Below are 16,915 nucleotides of genomic sequence, written 5' to 3'. Positions count from 1 at the left end.
TCCTTTTCAATCAAAAAAATCATCCTCGAAGGACCACTCCGCTTCATTTTCCGAAAGAATGCGGGCCGACCTAACCTCCAGCGCGGAATAGTCGGTGAGAGTCTGGCCCGCATGTGGTCGGGACGGTGCCGAGGCGCCTTCTGCGGTAGCCCAGTCGAGAGCGCCGATTTCCGCCTCGATGGCCATTCCGACGAAATCTATCGTCCCGTCCCCGGAAGCCGTTGACGAAGACGCGAGCATGGTCGCCAGCAGTCGCATGTCCAACCAGCCTGACCATCTCCCGATCGTTTCGCCCGCCTCGGAGAGGAGCCGCGTGCCGAGTGGACTGTTCCAGTCCAGCGACCCGTGATCGTGCAGTTCGCCTGCGAGCAGTGCTGTGAGATCTTCGAGCTTGGATCCGGGCGAGTGTGGCAATTGCCAATGTCCACCCATCTCGATGCTCAGGGCGCCCAAGCTGCACATCAATGCCAGGAGCCCGGCGGACATGTGTGAATAGACCGGACGTTTCAGAATCCGATTGCCGATCATCCAGTTGAATTGCCCGCTCGCCCGCGCTTCGAGGCATGCCGCCAGAAGTCTGTCTATCCCCGGAAGAGCGTAGCCGACCTGGCTGCGAGGTTCGAAATGAAGAAGAAAATTGGCGGGGTGTTTTGTCGCGAATTCCTTCCACGCGTCTCTCGTCGAAGCATCCACAGGCCAGGCGTCAAACGTGGCCACCGACAGGAGGGACTGCAGGACGGATGGATCGGCATGATCAGGCGCCCAACTGCACATTGCCACCTCTGCGGCAGGCGACCAGAGCGGGAAGGCGCCCCAAGGCTCGCCAGCCCGCCGGCCCAATGCATAGAGGCGCACCTGCTCGTCGTTCAGAAGGTATGTCGGATTCTGCTGAAGGAGATCCGTGGCCGAAGGAACGCAATCTCGCAGGCCATACACTCCCGGGAGAACGCGAACGAAGCTTTCCGCATTCATGATCAGCGTTGGCCCGATGCTGGCAGGAGATCTTTCCGGCGGAAGCCTTTCCGTTGCGATTTCCACCAGGCGTGACAGTTTCGTGGGGCCGACCTCCTTCAGGATAGCCCTTAGCAAGTTCGTCATGGTGAAGCCGTCGTCATTCGACTCTTCATTCACCTCGATGGCGGTGGCGGGCGCAAGCTCCGCATCTGTCGCCACGACGTCATGTCCACCTATCCCGAACCACTGTCCGTCATCCGCTTCGAGGAACAGGTGAGGATACCGTTCCATCATCGCGGTGACATATCGACCCGAGACAGTGCCTCCGCCACGGGCTGAGCCGAGCTGCCTTGCCAGCTCTGCAGCGTCGCATGGGTTGGTGCGGTTACCGATCAGCCTGTGAAGTTCGATGATCCTGATCTGGGACCGTGCCGGGTTTTCCTGGCACAGCACGTAATCGGAGTGGACTCTCAATCCGAGACCCAGCACAGCAGCGATGCGGTGAATTTCGAAGGGCTCCGAGGCGTGGAGTGGAGGAAGCGGGCGAGGTAGCTCCTTGCCTTTCAGCAACAGACCCAGTTCTGCTCTGGCCTGATCGAGCTCGCCGATATCCATGTCCGAACGACACCACCCACCCCGCCATCGAGTGGCGACCTGATCCAGCAATTCGGATGTCGAGATTGCCTGAATGTCCATGAGCAGTCGGACATGCGGGCATATCGACAAGCCGTTGGAAATGTCCGAAAGTCCGAGGAAGTCACGGTCCTCGGCGATGGTCGCCCATATTGCCGTTCCATGGCCGATCAAGCTCTCCTGCAGGGGGAGCCGAGTCTTCATCAGCCGCATTTTCCCGAGGGCCTTGCTCTCCAGTTGCCTGATCCGTTCTCTCGTCAGATCATAGCTGGTGGCAATCTGCTCCAGGGTTTCCGGAACGGTACCTAGCAATCCGTATCGTCGAGTCACGATGTCGCACGCGCGTTCGTCGAGTTCCTGAAACAGGATTGCGGTCAGTGCTTGAGGCGGCTGGATATCGTTCGACCGCAACATGCTGAAGTGGAACTCGGGGAGGGCGACAAGCCTGCGGCAAAGGTGGTTGAACTCGTTGCCTTCCGCAGCTGCGCTCTCGAAGAGCAGGGATCGCAACGCTGCAACGGACTGATGATCCAGCCCGTTCATGCCGAAGTGGGTCTCGATCAGACCGATGCACGCTTCCTTCAATTCCAGGAGGCTCGTTCTTCCGAAGTTCTTGATTCCGAGCAGGGTGGCGCTGGTTTGCCCCCATTCCACAAGCAGCTCCCCCAACGACACGTCGCGGAGTGGAGATATCCCGACGCAATGTGCAAGGCGGACGGAAACGCCGATCGCCTCGATTGTGTCGTGCAGGGAAATCGCTGAAAACAGCCGGGTGACCTGCGTCATTAGGAGCTGCTTTAGGTCGCTCCTCTCCTGCCCGGTTGACGATCGGGCCTGCTGATCAATCTCGCCGGATAGGGGCAATTCGCTTCTTGTCGCAAAGCGAGAGAGAAGTTCGTGCAATTCGCGAACGGATTTTTGTCCCATTGCCGGTACGCTCAGGCACATCGTGTCGAGGGCTGGGCCCATCTGGAAAGCCTGGGATACCGTCAGTTCTCGAAGTGCGGATCGGCGGACACAGTTTGTCAGCCGGACCGATGCTCCCTCGCCAACAACGAGTGCGCCGAGCATGGGGTCTGGACCTAACTCATTCGGCATCAGCCCAACAAGGCTCGGTGGCATTGCATCCGATTCCGCATCCCGCTGTTCATGTGTCCCCATGAAGGCAACAATTCGACAATATTGGTAGAAAAATAATGAAATAATTTTGGAGGGTTGTGGAAAAAGAGATGCCGCTGAGGTGCATTCAAGTCATCTTTGAAGCACCGGAGGCATTTCCTTGATGCATCCGTGAACTTGGATACGAACTGCTCCAACGGGCGCGTGGGCTGGCAATCTAGTCTGGACGGTGATTGCTTCCCATGCCTTGACGGTGGTGGAGTGGAGGTTGTGCTCGCGGGCCGCGAGGAGAGGAAGTGTCTGCCGAGTTCACGTCGTAGCGCTGGTGCCGCCGATCAATGCCGCGACCACTTCGGCGATCTGCCTGGCAAGGAGTGGCGGCACGGCGTTGCCGACCTGCACATACTGCTGTGTCCTGTTGCCTTCGAAGAAATAGTTGTCCGGAAAGGTCTGGAGGCGTGCGGCTTCGCGAACGGTGAGGCTGCGGCATTGCCGCGGATCGGGATGGATGAAGTAGTGTCCATCCTTCGAGATGTGGCTGGTAACGGTCGTGGCGGGCGCTTTCCAGGTCTGGACTCGGAACCTGTCCGCGAACTTGCCGCTCTCCCAGTTGCCGTGATTGGGTGCCAGAGCCGCCGGGAATTCGCTCGCCTTCGGTGATCGGCCGAATTCCTCGGCGAAGGTTGCGGCAAATCCGTACCGTGCAAGGTCGCCTTCCATGTGACCTCGGGTCTGATGATTGGGCAGCGCGTGAAGATTTTCGTCGCCGAGCCACTCTGCCAGGCGTTCGTCGCTGATTTGCGCAGGCGTCGTGCTTTGGCGCGGGAGTACCTCATCTCCTTGCTCGATCGATCTTGCGTGATCAGCGAGTCGGGTGGCCACACCGCTCAGCCATGTGCCGTCGGAATGACATGCTGTGGCGGCATTTCTTAACGCGCGTGCGGCGGCGAGGCGCCACGCGGAAGGTGAGTCCTCGGCCTTGCTCAATCCGCTCCTGAGTCGGGCCATGCCTTGTAGCACGCCCTTGACCCGCGCGGGTTCCTCCGAGCGACGAAGCATCGGCATCGGTCTGCCGGTCGCCTTCCATGCGTCGGCGATGTCGCGTCTGAGACCAAGCAGGATCACGCGATGTCGGCACTGGGGGATGCCGTAATCCTCGCTGCGGATGAGATGTCCCGGGAGCTTGCCGCGATCATCCTCGACGATGGGGATCAATGTGTAGCTGTCCTCGTCGCCTCCCGCCGACTTGAGATCGGAGAGAACGCGCTCGATGATGTTCTCGCCTCCGACCTTGGATGACAGCATGCCCTTCACGTTTTCCATGATGAACGCCGCCGGACGCAGGCGCTCGAGAATACGGATGTACTCGCGGTAGAGGAAATGGCGGTTGTCCTCGGATGCGACATAGCCCTTGATGCCCTGGTTCCGGGCCCGGCCCACCAGCGAGTAGGCTTGGCACGGAGGTCCACCGATCAGCACGGTATCTTGGCCTGCCTCTTCGATGACCTTCTCCAGCCGGTCGTCGATCTCCATCCGGGCTTCCTCTGTCCCGAGTTCGAGCATGGCCGTCTCGCTGACCGCTCGGGCCCATTCGGCGGGGTAGGCCGAGACGAGGGCATCCTTCGAGATGGCTCCGCTGATGTAGTCGTAGTATTCAATCGGTGGAATGGCGAACTGACGGAAGAACGACCTCAGGCGCAGGGTCGAGAACGCGGAGGGCTCCTTTTCGACGGATAGTACGATGTCGAAGATCCTCTGGCCCTTCTCGTCACGGAGCGACGAGAAGCCCTCGGCAAGACCGCCCGGGCCGGCGAAGAGGTCAACTGTCTTGAAGTCAGGCATCGGACGTTCGATCTTTAGCAGTCATGAGGCTCCCTTACCAGGAACCTTGCATCATGCCAGGGGGCTCGCGTGGTCGATGTAGTGGATACCGGGACGCGGTCGCGGATGATGGCCGCAATCAAGGGAAAGGACACGAAACCAGAGCTTGCGCTCCGACGTGCTCTCCACGCCTGCGGGCTGCGCTATCGCCTGCATTCGGCAAAGCTTCCCGGTCGCCCCGACATCGTCCTTCCGAGGCATCGCGTAGTCGTGTTCGTGCATGGATGTTTCTGGCACCGACATGAAGGTTGCCGCTTCGCCTCTGATCCCGCGACGCGGCAGGATTTCTGGCAGGCAAAGTTCGCAGCCAATGTCGCCCGCGACCAGCGGAACCGGGCAGAACTGGAGGCCGCATCCTGGAGGGTCGCCACGGTCTGGGAATGTTCGATAAGGCGACTTGGTGCTCCATCGGTCGCCGGTCTTCTCGTGGACTGGCTCGAGCGGGATGATCTGCTGACCGAGATCTAACAGTGTTGTGGCTGCCTCGGCAGACATGCGCGATTTGAGGTGCGGATCGGAGGCTGATTGTGATCCGGAGGAAAAGCGAGCCTTGCGGCGGAGCATGCTTTTTCGTGGTGCTCTGTCGGCACCGTCGCGCGCACCGCTTTGTGGCATTTGATGGGATTTGGTGAGCTAAAATAAAACATCTAGACAGCACCGAAAAGATGCTTAAAGCACGCTATAGCGCCGGATGAATTATGGTATTTTGGTGCGAGTGGTTAGATGTGTGGGGGTGTATCCCGCGCGGGGTAATACAATAGATTTTTATCAATACGTTATTGTATGAAGTAAAAATCCCACCCTCTCCGCCAAGGGACCATCCCACCACATCACGATTCAGTCTCATAAACCCAAGGATTTCCTTGGTTTATGCCTTGAACTGTATTGCCGTTGAGCAGGTTGCTCATCACCGCGCGCGTCATGCACGGCTTAGTGGCTATTTGTATTCGATCAGCACTTTCTTGTGTGCGCTAAGAATGCTCCACCAAAAGCCGAGTTGCCCGGCACAGTGGGGCACTTTGCCCAATACGATATGCGTCGCGTAGATCGCGTCGAAGCGGCGATAGACCCGCCACCACAGCACGGGCCAAAGGAGCCAGAACGGCGGCAATCCCCATAGAAGATTGCTTAGTACGTGCTTGATGAGCGTCGGGTCCTCCCTGCCGCGGCGGTGCCATGCCTCTGCCCCGGCGTGGCCACTCCGCCGGTTTCTCTGCCACCATTGCCACCATGAGGTCATGGCCACATCGTGCAGGGTCATCTCATCGGCCAGGCGGGTGATCTGCCATTGGCGGCGCCGGATCCGGTGGCACAGGTCGTGATCCTCGGAGGCGATCAGCCCCGCGTCATAACCGCCGATCGCCTGCATGGCCTCGACCCGTATCAGCGCATCTCCGCCACATTGTTCGGCGGGCCCCGCGACACCGTCCCATTCGATATCGCATACGTAGTGGAAGAGTGTCTTGTCAGGATACCGTTCGCGCCGCCTGCCGAAAACGATGGCCGTGCGCGGGGCACCTGTAATTTCCGCCAATGCGGCCTCTATCCATCGGGGGGCGAGTTCGCAGTCGCCATCGATGAACTGGACGAACTGCGTATCGGGCCAAAGCGCCATTATGCGCTCAAACCCCGCATTGCGGCCACGTGCGGCTGTGAAGGGCAAGGTGGAATCGAGTTCGATCACTTCGATGCCGAAACTGCGTGCCAGATCGGCGCTGCCGTCTTTCGAGCCGGAATCGACGTAGACGACGCGGTGGCTGTCCCGTGATGCCGACTGCAGCGAAGGCCGCAATCTTTCGCCTTCATTGCGCCCGATCACGACAATGCCGACAGCCGCGTCCAGTGGGAGATCCCGATCGATGGCCGCAGTCTGAATGTTCGACATCGGGCAATCATCCAATTCTTTGGCATCCGGCTTATTGGCATCCCGTTCCTTGGCGCATGCACTTGTGCTCCCACGCCCGGAAAAGAAGAGGGTGCTTCAAACCGGAGCCGGCGGAATCAGCCGCAGCAAGGCCGGCAATCGCTGATACCACAGCGCGCTTGCACGCTGCCGTGGCGACAGGCCTTGCGCCAAACCAGCGATCTCGCGCCGCTTCAAACCCGATCGCTCGCAGAAATAGGGGTGCCGCGTTTGGTTGGCGAAATAGCCGTAGAACAACGCCGCACGGTCTTTGTCGTAAGCCGGTGCACCGCGATGAAAAAACCGGGCGGTATCGGCGAATACCACTGTGCCGGTAGGGCCCGTGCAGCTTACGATGTCACGCGAATACTCGGCGCCAAGACGTTTTTGCAGCACGTCATCGGTACCGAATTCGAAGCAATAGAGGTCATCCACGCCCTGCGATTTGTCTACCCGGCTGATCAGTTCGAACGGCCCGCCTTGGTCGGTCACGTCGTTGCAGTAGACGGCGATCTTGATCATCTTGCGATCTTCACGGTCGCGATGCCACTTGCGCGTGCCGAGTTCGTTTCCGTCCGCCACCGTGTAGAGCAGCGCCATGCCGTCATAGGCAGCCGGTAGGCCGATATAAGCCTCTGCAATGTCGAGCAGGCGCTCGTTCAGGCCCCAGTGGAATATCTCCGGATTGTCCACCGTTGCGGAGGCTGGCGCGCTGATGAATTCACGGCCCGCGCTCGCGTCGCGCCGGGCGCTTTCGGTGCATTCCTGCGCGACCTTTTGGGCCGCGCGCAGCATCTGCGCAGAGCCGGGCAGCCCCAACGCCTCCAGCGAGGTGACATAGACCCCGTCGCGTTCGAGGCCTGCGACGATTTCGCGGTCCAGGCCGTCGAGCAGCGGCAGCGAGGGCCGATGCCGGTCGAGAGCTTTGATGTAACGCCGCCCCATTCGACGACGGATCAGCGGAGTATTCGATAAATTAAATGCAAATTGTGCCGGTTTGTCACCCAAGCGGTTCAAGATTTTCTCAGACAGAGTCTTCGACATGCCGAATCCTTCTACAAGGCGGCCCTTGACGTGCACCCAATGACGATTTGATCCGATCTGGCGCTGCAATCAACTCGCAGATTTCTGTCCAGAATTCTTCCAGTTACAGTGGAAGATCAATAGGCTGTCCTTTTTTGCCTCTCTTTGATGCCCCGCTTCTGTCTGCGCAGGACTATGTCGCCGGGCAGAGCATCGCCGCTCTCGGCTGGCGGCCTTCCGGCGCCCGCCGCGCACTTGTCGAGCGCGGCATCACGCCGGGGAGTGGATGCGATTTTGTAGCGCGGCATCCGATCCCGAATGAGGGCGTTGGGCCTGCGGGGCAGGTCGATCTATCCGACAGCCCCGCAGCCGTTTTCGTCAGGCCGTCGCAGTTTCCTGCAGCGCCGCCACCTCTTCGGGGTCGCCCAGGATCAGGCCGATGCGCTGGTGCAGGCCGACCGGCTGCACGTCCATCACGCGGCTGTGGCCGTCGATCGAGACACCGCCAGCCTGTTCGATCAGGAAGCTCATCGGATTGGCTTCGTAGAGCAGGCGCAGGCGTGCCTTGCCTGTCGTGCGGCTGTCTGCCGGGTAGAGGAACACGCCGCCGCGCTTCAGGATGCGGTGGACGTCCGCCACCATCGATGCGGTCCAGCGCATGTTGTAGGGGCGGCCGCAGGGCCCTTCGCTGGCGGTCAGGCGCTCGTCGATATAGCGGGTGACGGCGGGGGACCACTGCGGGCGGCGCGCCATGTTGATTGCGATTTCGCACGTGCCCGTGGGGATCTGCATCGGCCCGTCGGTCATCACCCAGGCGCCCAGTTCACGGTCCAGCGTGAATTCGTAGACGCCCGAGCCGATCGTCAGCACCAGCAGCGTCTGCGGGCCATAGATCGCATAGCCGGCCGCGGCCTGCGCGGTGCCGGACTGAAGGAAGTCTTCCTCCCGTACTTCGCGGCCCGAGCTGTTCGCGGGCGCGCGCAGCACGGAGAAGATCGTGCCCACCGAAAGGTTCACGTCCACATTGCTGGATCCGTCGATCGGATCGTAGACCAGCAGGTATTCGCCCTTGGGATAGCGGTTGGGGATCGGATGGATCGTGTCCATTTCTTCCGACGCCATGCCGGCAAGGTGGCCGCCCCATTCATTGGCGTCCACCAGCAGTTCGTTGGCCAGCACGTCCAGCTTCTTCTGGACTTCGCCCTGGATGTTTTCCGTGTCGAGGCTGCCCAGCACATCGCCCAGCGCGCCCTTGCCGATGGCGTGGTTGATCGCCTTGCACGCGCGCGCCACCGTTTCGATCAGCAGGCGCAGTTCGGCGGGGCAGGTGGAGTTCGGTTCGCGTTGCTTTTCAAGGAGGAAGCGCGTGAGCGTGGTTCTTGTCATGACAGGGTCCTTACCGAAGAGCGGGCAACTATGGTGAAGCTGGATGGAGTTTCTGGGTCAGCCGGCTCAAACGGCATCGCGCAGGCGCGCAGCGACGTTGGGGCCGTGGGCAAAGGTGGCGGCATCCATGATGGCATCGGCGTCCGGGCGAATGCCGGTATAGAGCACGAATTGCTCCACCGCCTGAAGCACGATCACTTCCGCACCGGAGATGACGGTCTTGCCGGCGGCCAGCGCGGCCTTGATGAAGGGCGTTTCGGCGGGCTGGGCCACCACATCGAAGGCGATCTGGCAGGCGGCGATCTGATCGGCGGGGAAGGCCAGTTCGTCCGCCTGCGGGCCTTCCATGCCCAGCGGAGTCACGTTGATCAGCATCGGCGCGCCCTGTTCGGGCAGTTCGGCCAGCCAGCGGAAGCCGTATTGTTCGGCCAACGCGGGGCCGGCCGCGGCATTGCGGGCGACCACGGTCCCGTCGCGGAAGCCAAGGTCGCGCAGCGCGGCGATCACCGCCTTGGCCATGCCGCCGCTGCCGCGCAGCACGAAGGGCGTGGCGGGATTGATCGCGCGGCGGGCGACGAGATCGTGCACGGCGGTGTAATCGGTGTTGTAGCCGGTCAGCACGCCGTCGTCGTTGACGATGGTGTTCACGCTGTCGATCGCGCGGGCCGAACCCTCAAGACCGTCGAGCAGGGGGATTACCGCTTCCTTGAACGGCATGGAGATCGCGCAGCCGCGAATGCCCAGTGCGCGGATGCCGCCGATCGCGGCGGGCAGGTCGGTGGTGGCGAAGGACTTGTAGACATAGTCCAGCCCCAGCCGCCCATAGAGCGTGTTGTGCAGGCGCGATCCGGCATTGCCGGGCCGGCCGGAGAGCGACATGCACAGCTGGGTGTCCCGACCGATGGATTGCTTGCCGGCCAAGTTGCCAGTGGGGGCGGAAACGGGGGCGGTCATGGCGTCGGGCTCCGGTGTGTCGGCGAATACTGTCGGGTGGCGCTGTGGCGGAGGAACTGTGCATCGGCAAGCCGTGTCTCGGCAACCCGTGCGCCATTTCGCTTCCGCTTGACCATGGCCGGCGAAAATGATGGAACGGATGCGTGAGCGACAATACCCCCCGCCCGGAATCACCTTCTCAACCCAAACTCGGGGCCAAATCCGGGGCCAAAGCCGAGGCAAAGGCCGAAGCGCGCGCGGCGGAGGCGGCGGCGATCCGGCGCCGCTGGATCACGCTGGGCGAAGTCTTGGCGGTGGTCGCGGTGGTGATTTCCGCACTGACCCTGTGGAACAACTGGTCCGAACGCAGTGACAGCGATGCGGTGAAGCAGGCCGACGCGCGCCGGGCCTCCGCCCGCGCGGCAACGCTGGTGCTGGTGGCAAACAGTTCCGGGGACCGTACGCTGGTGCTGAAGCCGGCCTCTCCGGAACAATCCGTGCAGAGCCAGACGATCCTGTTTCCCTCTGCGCTGGGTGTTGAACCCACCGAAACCACCGGCGAACCCCGGATCGAGGCGCAGTGGTTCGAACGCGAGCTGGAAAAGGCGCGCCGCGAGGCAAAGCTGCCGGACGACAGCCGGGGTGACGAGCGGCTGCCCGTGGTCATCAAGACCCGCTTCGTGGTCGATGGCGAAGCGCACGAGGACGTCGCGCTCTACGATATCGGGTACAGCATTTCAGGTCGTTGGCTGGCAGGGCACAGCGTCACCTTGCGCGGCGTCTCGCTGGTGTCGCGCGTGAAGAGTACGGCGGCGCAGGCCGGGGTCGATGCGCGCTGGGCGAAAGCCCTTCCGAAGGGCGACGCGAAAGGCGCGTGAGATCGCGCCGCAATCGTTTGATCCATCGCAATTCCGCCAAAATACCCGGCCCGGGCGACTGGAAAGGCCTGATTTTATCCTAAGATAGCTCCCGTGGGGGAAATCATGATCGGCCCGAGCGGCCGCCCGCGAAGGAGATGAAGTTGACCATCAAGACCATCGAGGAACGGCTCGCGTTCCTTGAGTTCAGTGCTGCGCAGCGCCGTGTGCTCGCGTCTGCCCAGCCGCTCCTGCGCAAGTGCATCGGCCCCGCTCTCGACCGTTTTTATGCCCGTGTCCGCGCGACGCCCGAAATGGCGCGGATGTTCCGGGGTGACAGCCATATCGATTCCGCCAAGTCCGCGCAGGTGGGCCACTGGATGCGGATCGCCACCGGCAAGTTCGATCAGGATTACTACGACGCCGTCTCGCGCATCGGCAAAGTCCACGCGACCATCGGGCTGGAACCGCGCTGGTACATCGGCGGCTATGCGATGATCCTGGAAGAGATCATGGCCGCCGTGGAGCGCACCGCCAGCCCCTGGCGCCGCCTGTTCCGGCCCGGCGCCGATGTCGGCAAGATCAGCCGCGCGCTGGTGAAGGCGGCGATGCTGGACATGGACCTGTCGATCTCGATCTATTTCCGCGAGGCCGAGGCAGAGCGTACGCAGGCCATCGGGGCGCTGGACCGGGCGATGTCGCGGCTGGCGGCTGGCGATCTGGTGCATGACATCGACGATCTGCCGCACACCTACATTTCGCTCACCCAGTCCTACAACAAGAGCCTTGCCAACTTGCGCGGCACGATCGGTTCGGTGGTGCAGACTTCCAGCGCCATCCAGGGCGGTGCGGGCGAGATCGCACGCGCTTCCGAGGATCTGGCCCGCCGTACCGAGAGCAATGCTGCCAGTCTGGAGCAAGCGGCGGCGACGCTGCAGCAGGTGGAGGACCGCGTGAAGGTAACCGCCGGCGGCGCGCAGGAAACGCTGGAAATTGCCGGCGGCGCGTTGGAGGCGGTGACCGATGGGCGCAATGTCGCGGTGGATGCCGTGCAGGCCATGCGCACCGTGCTGGAAAGCGCGCGCGGGATCGACGGCGTGATCGAGGGGCTGGACAAGATCGCCTTCCAGACCCGGGTTCTGGCCATGAACGCCGCAGTGGAAGCCGGACGCGCGGGTGAGGCGGGGCGCGGTTTCGCGGTCGTGGCCGATCTCGTCAGTTCGCTGGCCATGCGGTCCGAGGAAGAGGCACGCCGCGCGCGAGACGGGCTTTCGGCCACCCGCAACGAGATCGAGGAAGCGGCTTCGGCCGTCATGCGCGTCGATCAGGAACTGGAACGGATCGCCGGAGAGGTGGACCGCGTGCACAAGCTGGTCGGCTCCATGGCGCGCGACAATGATGCGCAGGCCATCGCCATCAGCGAGATCAACACCACGGTCGGCATGATGGACCGTTCGACCCAGCAGAACGCGGCCATGGTGGAGCAGACTTCGGCAGCGACGCGCTCGCTCTCGTCCGATGCCACCGCGCTGGCGGCACAGGCGGGGCTGTTCCAGATCGAGGAAGGGCGCAAGCCGGGCCTTCGCGCGGCCTGAGGATTGTTTCAAGGTATGACTGCCGGCCAGTGATCCGGCACGGCGATTGCCTATCAATCAAACAATTCGTCGCCCCCGCGAAGGCGGGGGCCCCGCTTCCTTCCCGCCACGCCGCAGGAAAAGCGGGGTTCCCGCCTTCGCGGGAACGACGAGGTATTTGGGGGCAAGGGCGGTTGATAGCCGATCAAGGCCCAACCCTCACACGTTCCCCGTATCCTTCACCGTTTCCATCGCCACGTAAGTCGATGTGCTGGCAACGTGGGGCAGGTTGGACAGCTTTTCCCCCAGCACCTCGCGATAGCGGCGGATGTCGCGGGTGCGCACTTTCAGCAGATAGTCGAAGTGGCTGGCCAGCATGTGGCACTCCTCCACTTCGGGAATGCGGCGTACCGCCGCGTTGAATTCCTTCAGCGCCTGTTCGCGCGTATCGGATAGCTTCACTTCGGTGAAAGCCACGTGGTCCAGCCCCAGCGCGGCCGGATCGACCGCCGCGTGGAAGCCCCGGATCACCCCCGAATCGATCAGCCGCCGCAGCCGCACCTGGCAGGGCGTCTTGGACAGGCCGACCACGCGCGCCAGTTCGGTGACGCTCATTCGCCCGTCATTTCTGAGGGCTGCGATGATCTTGCGATCGTGTTCATCCAGATCGACTGATTTGATCGGTTTGGCCATGCGAATAGACTAAGTATGGCTTAAACATAAGTCCATATGGCCTGTTTCGATCACATGATAAGGCGGATCGCCAAGCGGGCCCGCGATATTGTGCGCGCATGACCCAGACCCCGCTATTTGCCGCCCCATTTGCCGCTTTCGCCCCCGCCGTCAGCGCGCCGACCGTGCTCCGCAGCGCCATCACCGACGCCTTCCGCCGCGACGAGGCCGAATGCATGGCCCCGCTGCTGGCCGCAGCGACGCTGCCCGATGCGACCCGCGCCGCCGTCCGCGCCACCGCCAGCAACCTCGTCACCACGCTGCGCGCCAACCACAAGGGCACCGGCGTCGAGGGTCTGGTGCAGGAATACTCGCTGTCGAGCGAGGAGGGCGTCGCGCTCATGTGTCTGGCCGAGGCGCTGTTGCGCATCCCTGACGATGCCACCCGCGATGCGCTGATCCGCGACAAGATCGCCGGCGGCGACTGGGGTGCGCACCTCGGCAACGGCAAGTCGCTGTTCGTCAATGCCGCCACCTGGGGCCTCGTGGTCACTGGCAAGCTGGTCGGCAGCGTCGATGACAAGGGCCTCGGCGCCGCGCTGACGCGCCTTGTCGCGCGCGCCGGTGAGCCGGTGATCCGCCGAGGCGTCGACATGGCGATGCGCCTGATGGGCGAACAGTTCGTCACCGGCGAAACCATCGACGAAGCGGTGAAGCGCGCCCGCGAACTGGAAGCGCAGGGCTTCCAGTACAGCTACGACATGCTGGGCGAGGCGGCCACCACCGCCGCCGACGCGGATCGCTACAACACCGATTACGTCAATGCCATCCACGCCATCGGCAAGGCCAGCGCCGGGCGCGGCGTCTATGGTGGGCCCGGCATCTCGATCAAGCTTTCCGCCCTCCACCCGCGCTATGTCCGCGCGCAGGCAAGCCGCGTGATGGGCGAACTGCTGCCGCGCGTGAAGGCGCTGGCGGTGATCGCCAAGGGCTACGACATCGGCCTGAACATCGATGCCGAGGAAGCGGATCGCCTCGAACTCTCGCTCGACCTGCTGGAGAGCCTGGCGCTCGATCCCGATCTGGCGGGCTGGGACGGCCTTGGCTTCGTCGTGCAGGCTTACGGCAAGCGCTGCCCCTATGTGCTGGACTGGATCATCGATCTGGCCCGCCGTGCCGGCCGCCGCATGATGGTGCGTCTGGTCAAGGGCGCCTACTGGGATGCCGAGATAAAGCGCGCGCAAGTCGATGGACTGGCCGATTTCCCGGTGTTCACGCGCAAGGTTCATACCGACGTGTCCTACGTCGCCTGCGCGCAGAAGCTGCTGGCCGCGCCGGACGCGGTGTTCCCGCAGTTCGCCACCCACAACGCGCAGACGCTGGCGACGATCTACCAGCTTGCCGGCCCGGACTTCGCCATCGGCAAGTATGAGTTCCAGTGCTTGCACGGCATGGGTGAGCCGCTCTATTCGCAGGTCGTCGGTGCCGACAAGCTGGACCGTCCCTGCCGCATCTACGCGCCGGTCGGCACGCATGAGACGCTGCTGGCCTACCTCGTGCGCCGCCTGCTGGAGAACGGCGCGAACTCCTCGTTCGTGAACCGCATTGCCGATCCGGCGGTGCCGGTGGACGAGATGGTTGCCGATCCCGTCGATATCGTCCGCGCCATGCCGCACCCTGGCGCGCGCCATAGCGAGATTGCCGCACCTGCCGGCCTCTACACCGGCCGCCGCAACTCCGCCGGTATCGATCTGGCCGACGAGACCGCGCTGACCGCGCTCACCGCCGCGCTGCAGGCCTCCGTGACGCGCGAATGGTTCGCCATGCCCGCCAATGCGCAGGGCAAGGTGCGCGACGTGTTGAACCCCGCCGACCACCGCGACGTGGTGGGCAAGGTGATGGAAGTGGCGCCCGAAGCCGCCGCCGTCATGGTCGCGCGCGCCGCGATCAGCCGCTGGGGCGGTACGCCGGTTGCCGACCGCGCCGCCATGCTTGATGCCGCCGCCGACATGATGCAGGCGCGGATCGGTGAGCTGATGGGTCTCGTCATCCGCGAAGCCGGCAAGTCCGCCGCCAACGCCATCGCCGAAGTGCGCGAGGCGATCGATTTCCTGCGCTATTACGCGCAGCAGGCCCGCGCGACGTTCGGTGCGGAGCAAGTCGCCCTCGGCCCGGTGGTCTGCATCAGCCCGTGGAATTTCCCGTTGGCGATCTTCGCCGGGCAAATCGCCGCCGCGCTCGTCGCCGGCAACACCGTGCTCGCCAAGCCCGCCGAAGAGACCCCGCTGATCGCCGCCGAAGCCGTGCGCATCCTGCACGAGGCTGGCATTCCGGCCGACGCGCTGCAACTGGTTCCGGGCGACGGCAAGGTCGGTGCCGCGCTTGTTGCCGCGCCGCAAGTGGCCGCCGTGATGTTCACCGGCTCCACCGAAGTCGCCCGCCTGATCCAGAAGCAGCTCGCCGGTCGCACTTCGGCGGATGGCCGCGCCATTCCGCTGATTGCCGAGACCGGCGGCCAGAACGCGATGATCGTCGACTCCTCCGCGCTCGCAGAGCAGGTGGTGGCGGACGTCATTGCCTCTGCCTTCGACTCCGCCGGCCAGCGCTGCTCGGCGCTGCGCGTGCTGTGCCTTCAGGAAGACGTAGCCGATCGCACGCTGAAGATGCTGAAGGGCGCGCTGGCCGAACTCAGCGTCGGTAACACCCAGACGCTGGCGACCGACATCGGCCCCGTCATCACCGCAGAGGCGCAGACCAACATCGCCGCGCATATCGAGACGATGAAGGCACGCGGCTGCAAGGTGGAGCAAGTGGCAATCCCCGCCGACTGCGCCAAGGGCACGTTCGTTGCCCCCACCATCGTCGAGATCGACAGCATCGCCCAGCTTGGCCGGGAGGTCTTCGGCCCCGTGCTCCATGTCGTCCGCTTCCGCCGCGACGATCTGCCGGGCCTGATCGATGCGATCAACGGCACCGGCTATGGCCTGACTTTCGGCCTGCACACCCGCCTCGACGCCACGGTGGAGCGCGTCACCTCGGCGGTGAAGGCGGGCAACCTCTACGTCAACCGCAACACCATCGGCGCCGTCGTCGGCGTGCAGCCGTTCGGCGGGCGCGGGCTTTCGGGCACCGGCCCCAAGGCGGGCGGGCCGCTCTACCTCGGCCGTCTGGTCACCAAGGCACCCGAAGTGCTGGGCCCGGCCGGGCACGGCGCGCCGCTGGTGGAAGCCTTCGCCGCATGGCTGGAGAGCGTGGGCGAGGCGAGCGCCGCAGCAGAAGCGCGCAAGATCGGCGCAGCATCCGCGCTCGGCACCGAAATGGAACTGACCGGCCCGGTGGGCGAGCGTAACCTCTACGCGCTGCATCCGCGCGGCCGCGTGCTGCTGCGCCCGGCGACCCGCGCCGGCCTCTTCGCGCAGATGGCGGCCGTGCTGGCCACCGGCAATACCGCGACTGTCGAGGGCATGGCAGTCCCCGGCGGCCTGCCTGCCGAGATCGAGGCGCGCTTCCACCCGCACGCGGGGGAGGCTTTCGCGGCCTGCCTCGTCGAGGGTGACGCCGCCGCCGTGCGTGCGGCTTGCGAGGCGGTGGCGGCAATGTCCGGCCCGATCGTGCCCGTGCATGTCAGCGCCGGGCCCAATGGCGCCTGGCTGCTGGAAGAGGTTTCCACCTCGATCAACACCACTGCGGCGGGCGGCAACGCCAGCCTGATGATGATCGGCTGACGCAGGCTTCATCATCGCGGCCGTCATCGCTGCGACTCGGGCGGGCCGTCCCCCTCGTGGGGGCGGCCCGCTGCCGTTTGCGCACAAGGTGACAGGTCGGTTGACACAGTTGACACGGTCCAGTGAAAAACGCGCGAGTGTCACCTTGTGGCGCCTCGTGAGGCCAAGTCGCTGATCCTGCCTGCATTTCGAGTCGCGCCCCCATTCATGGCGCAAGAGTCTCAAATCGCACGCTTGTAGGAAAACGAAACAGGC

11 protein-coding genes are annotated in these 16,915 nt (G+C 63.6%); 4 read left to right on the top strand and 7 right to left on the bottom strand.

Features of this window, described 5'->3' with window-relative positions; all coding sequences use genetic code 11:
- Positions 1-6: 6 nt before the first annotated feature.
- Entirely contained in the window at positions 7-2,373 is a 2,367-nt protein-coding gene (locus tag ACZ1JC_RS25390; RefSeq protein WP_465137525.1) for a sigma factor-like helix-turn-helix DNA-binding protein, read from the bottom strand.
- A gap of 642 nt (positions 2,374-3,015) precedes the next feature.
- Positions 3,016-4,548, bottom strand: a complete 1,533-nt coding sequence (locus tag ACZ1JC_RS25385; protein WP_465137526.1) for a DNA cytosine methyltransferase — start codon at positions 4,546-4,548, stop codon at positions 3,016-3,018.
- A 105-nt stretch (positions 4,549-4,653) separates the two neighbouring features.
- Here ACZ1JC_RS25385 and ACZ1JC_RS25380 point away from each other — a divergent pair, with 105 nt between their 5' ends.
- Positions 4,654-5,055, top strand: a complete 402-nt coding sequence (locus ACZ1JC_RS25380) for a very short patch repair endonuclease (protein WP_465169091.1) — start codon at positions 4,654-4,656, stop codon at positions 5,053-5,055.
- A gap of 469 nt (positions 5,056-5,524) precedes the next feature.
- Here ACZ1JC_RS25380 and ACZ1JC_RS25375 read toward each other — a convergent pair whose 3' ends face one another.
- The 4 genes from ACZ1JC_RS25375 to ACZ1JC_RS25360 form a co-directional block, all read right to left on the bottom strand.
- Positions 5,525-6,487, bottom strand: a complete 963-nt coding sequence (locus ACZ1JC_RS25375; protein ID WP_465137527.1) for a glycosyltransferase family 2 protein — start codon at positions 6,485-6,487, stop codon at positions 5,525-5,527.
- A gap of 81 nt (positions 6,488-6,568) precedes the next feature.
- Positions 6,569-7,534 carry a hypothetical protein gene (locus ACZ1JC_RS25370; protein WP_465137528.1) on the bottom strand — a complete coding sequence of 322 codons (966 nt, stop codon included), beginning with the start codon at positions 7,532-7,534 and terminating at the stop codon, positions 6,569-6,571.
- 357 nt (positions 7,535-7,891) lie between these two features.
- Positions 7,892-8,899 carry a class 1 fructose-bisphosphatase gene (locus ACZ1JC_RS25365; protein ID WP_465137529.1) on the bottom strand — a complete coding sequence of 336 codons (1,008 nt, stop codon included), beginning with the start codon at positions 8,897-8,899 and terminating at the stop codon, positions 7,892-7,894.
- Positions 8,900-8,965: 66 nt separating this feature from the next.
- Positions 8,966-9,853: a shikimate 5-dehydrogenase gene (locus tag ACZ1JC_RS25360; RefSeq protein WP_465137530.1), complete on the bottom strand. Its 888-nt coding sequence runs from the start codon at positions 9,851-9,853 to the stop codon at positions 8,966-8,968.
- A gap of 143 nt (positions 9,854-9,996) precedes the next feature.
- On the opposite strand from ACZ1JC_RS25360, the gene ACZ1JC_RS25355 reads away from it, so the two are divergent.
- Both ACZ1JC_RS25355 and ACZ1JC_RS25350 read left to right on the top strand, forming a co-directional pair.
- Positions 9,997-10,710, top strand: coding sequence for a hypothetical protein (locus ACZ1JC_RS25355; protein WP_465137531.1), 714 nt, complete (start codon positions 9,997-9,999; stop codon positions 10,708-10,710).
- A gap of 143 nt (positions 10,711-10,853) precedes the next feature.
- Positions 10,854-12,284, top strand: a complete 1,431-nt coding sequence (locus ACZ1JC_RS25350) for a protoglobin domain-containing protein (RefSeq protein WP_465137532.1) — start codon at positions 10,854-10,856, stop codon at positions 12,282-12,284.
- A 198-nt stretch (positions 12,285-12,482) separates the two neighbouring features.
- On the opposite strand, the gene ACZ1JC_RS25345 is transcribed toward ACZ1JC_RS25350, so the two are convergent.
- Positions 12,483-12,956, bottom strand: coding sequence for an Lrp/AsnC family transcriptional regulator (locus ACZ1JC_RS25345; RefSeq protein ID WP_465137533.1), 474 nt, complete (start codon positions 12,954-12,956; stop codon positions 12,483-12,485).
- A 98-nt stretch (positions 12,957-13,054) separates the two neighbouring features.
- On the opposite strand from ACZ1JC_RS25345, the gene putA reads away from it, so the two are divergent.
- Complete coding sequence (gene putA / locus ACZ1JC_RS25340; RefSeq protein ID WP_465137534.1) at positions 13,055-16,660, top strand: trifunctional transcriptional regulator/proline dehydrogenase/L-glutamate gamma-semialdehyde dehydrogenase; 3,606 nt, start codon at positions 13,055-13,057, stop codon at positions 16,658-16,660.
- Positions 16,661-16,915: the final 255 nt, after the last annotated feature.

The organism is Sphingomonas sp. BL-S-28 (assembly GCF_055521515.1).
This window is presented reverse-complemented; position numbering and strand designations above follow the sequence as displayed.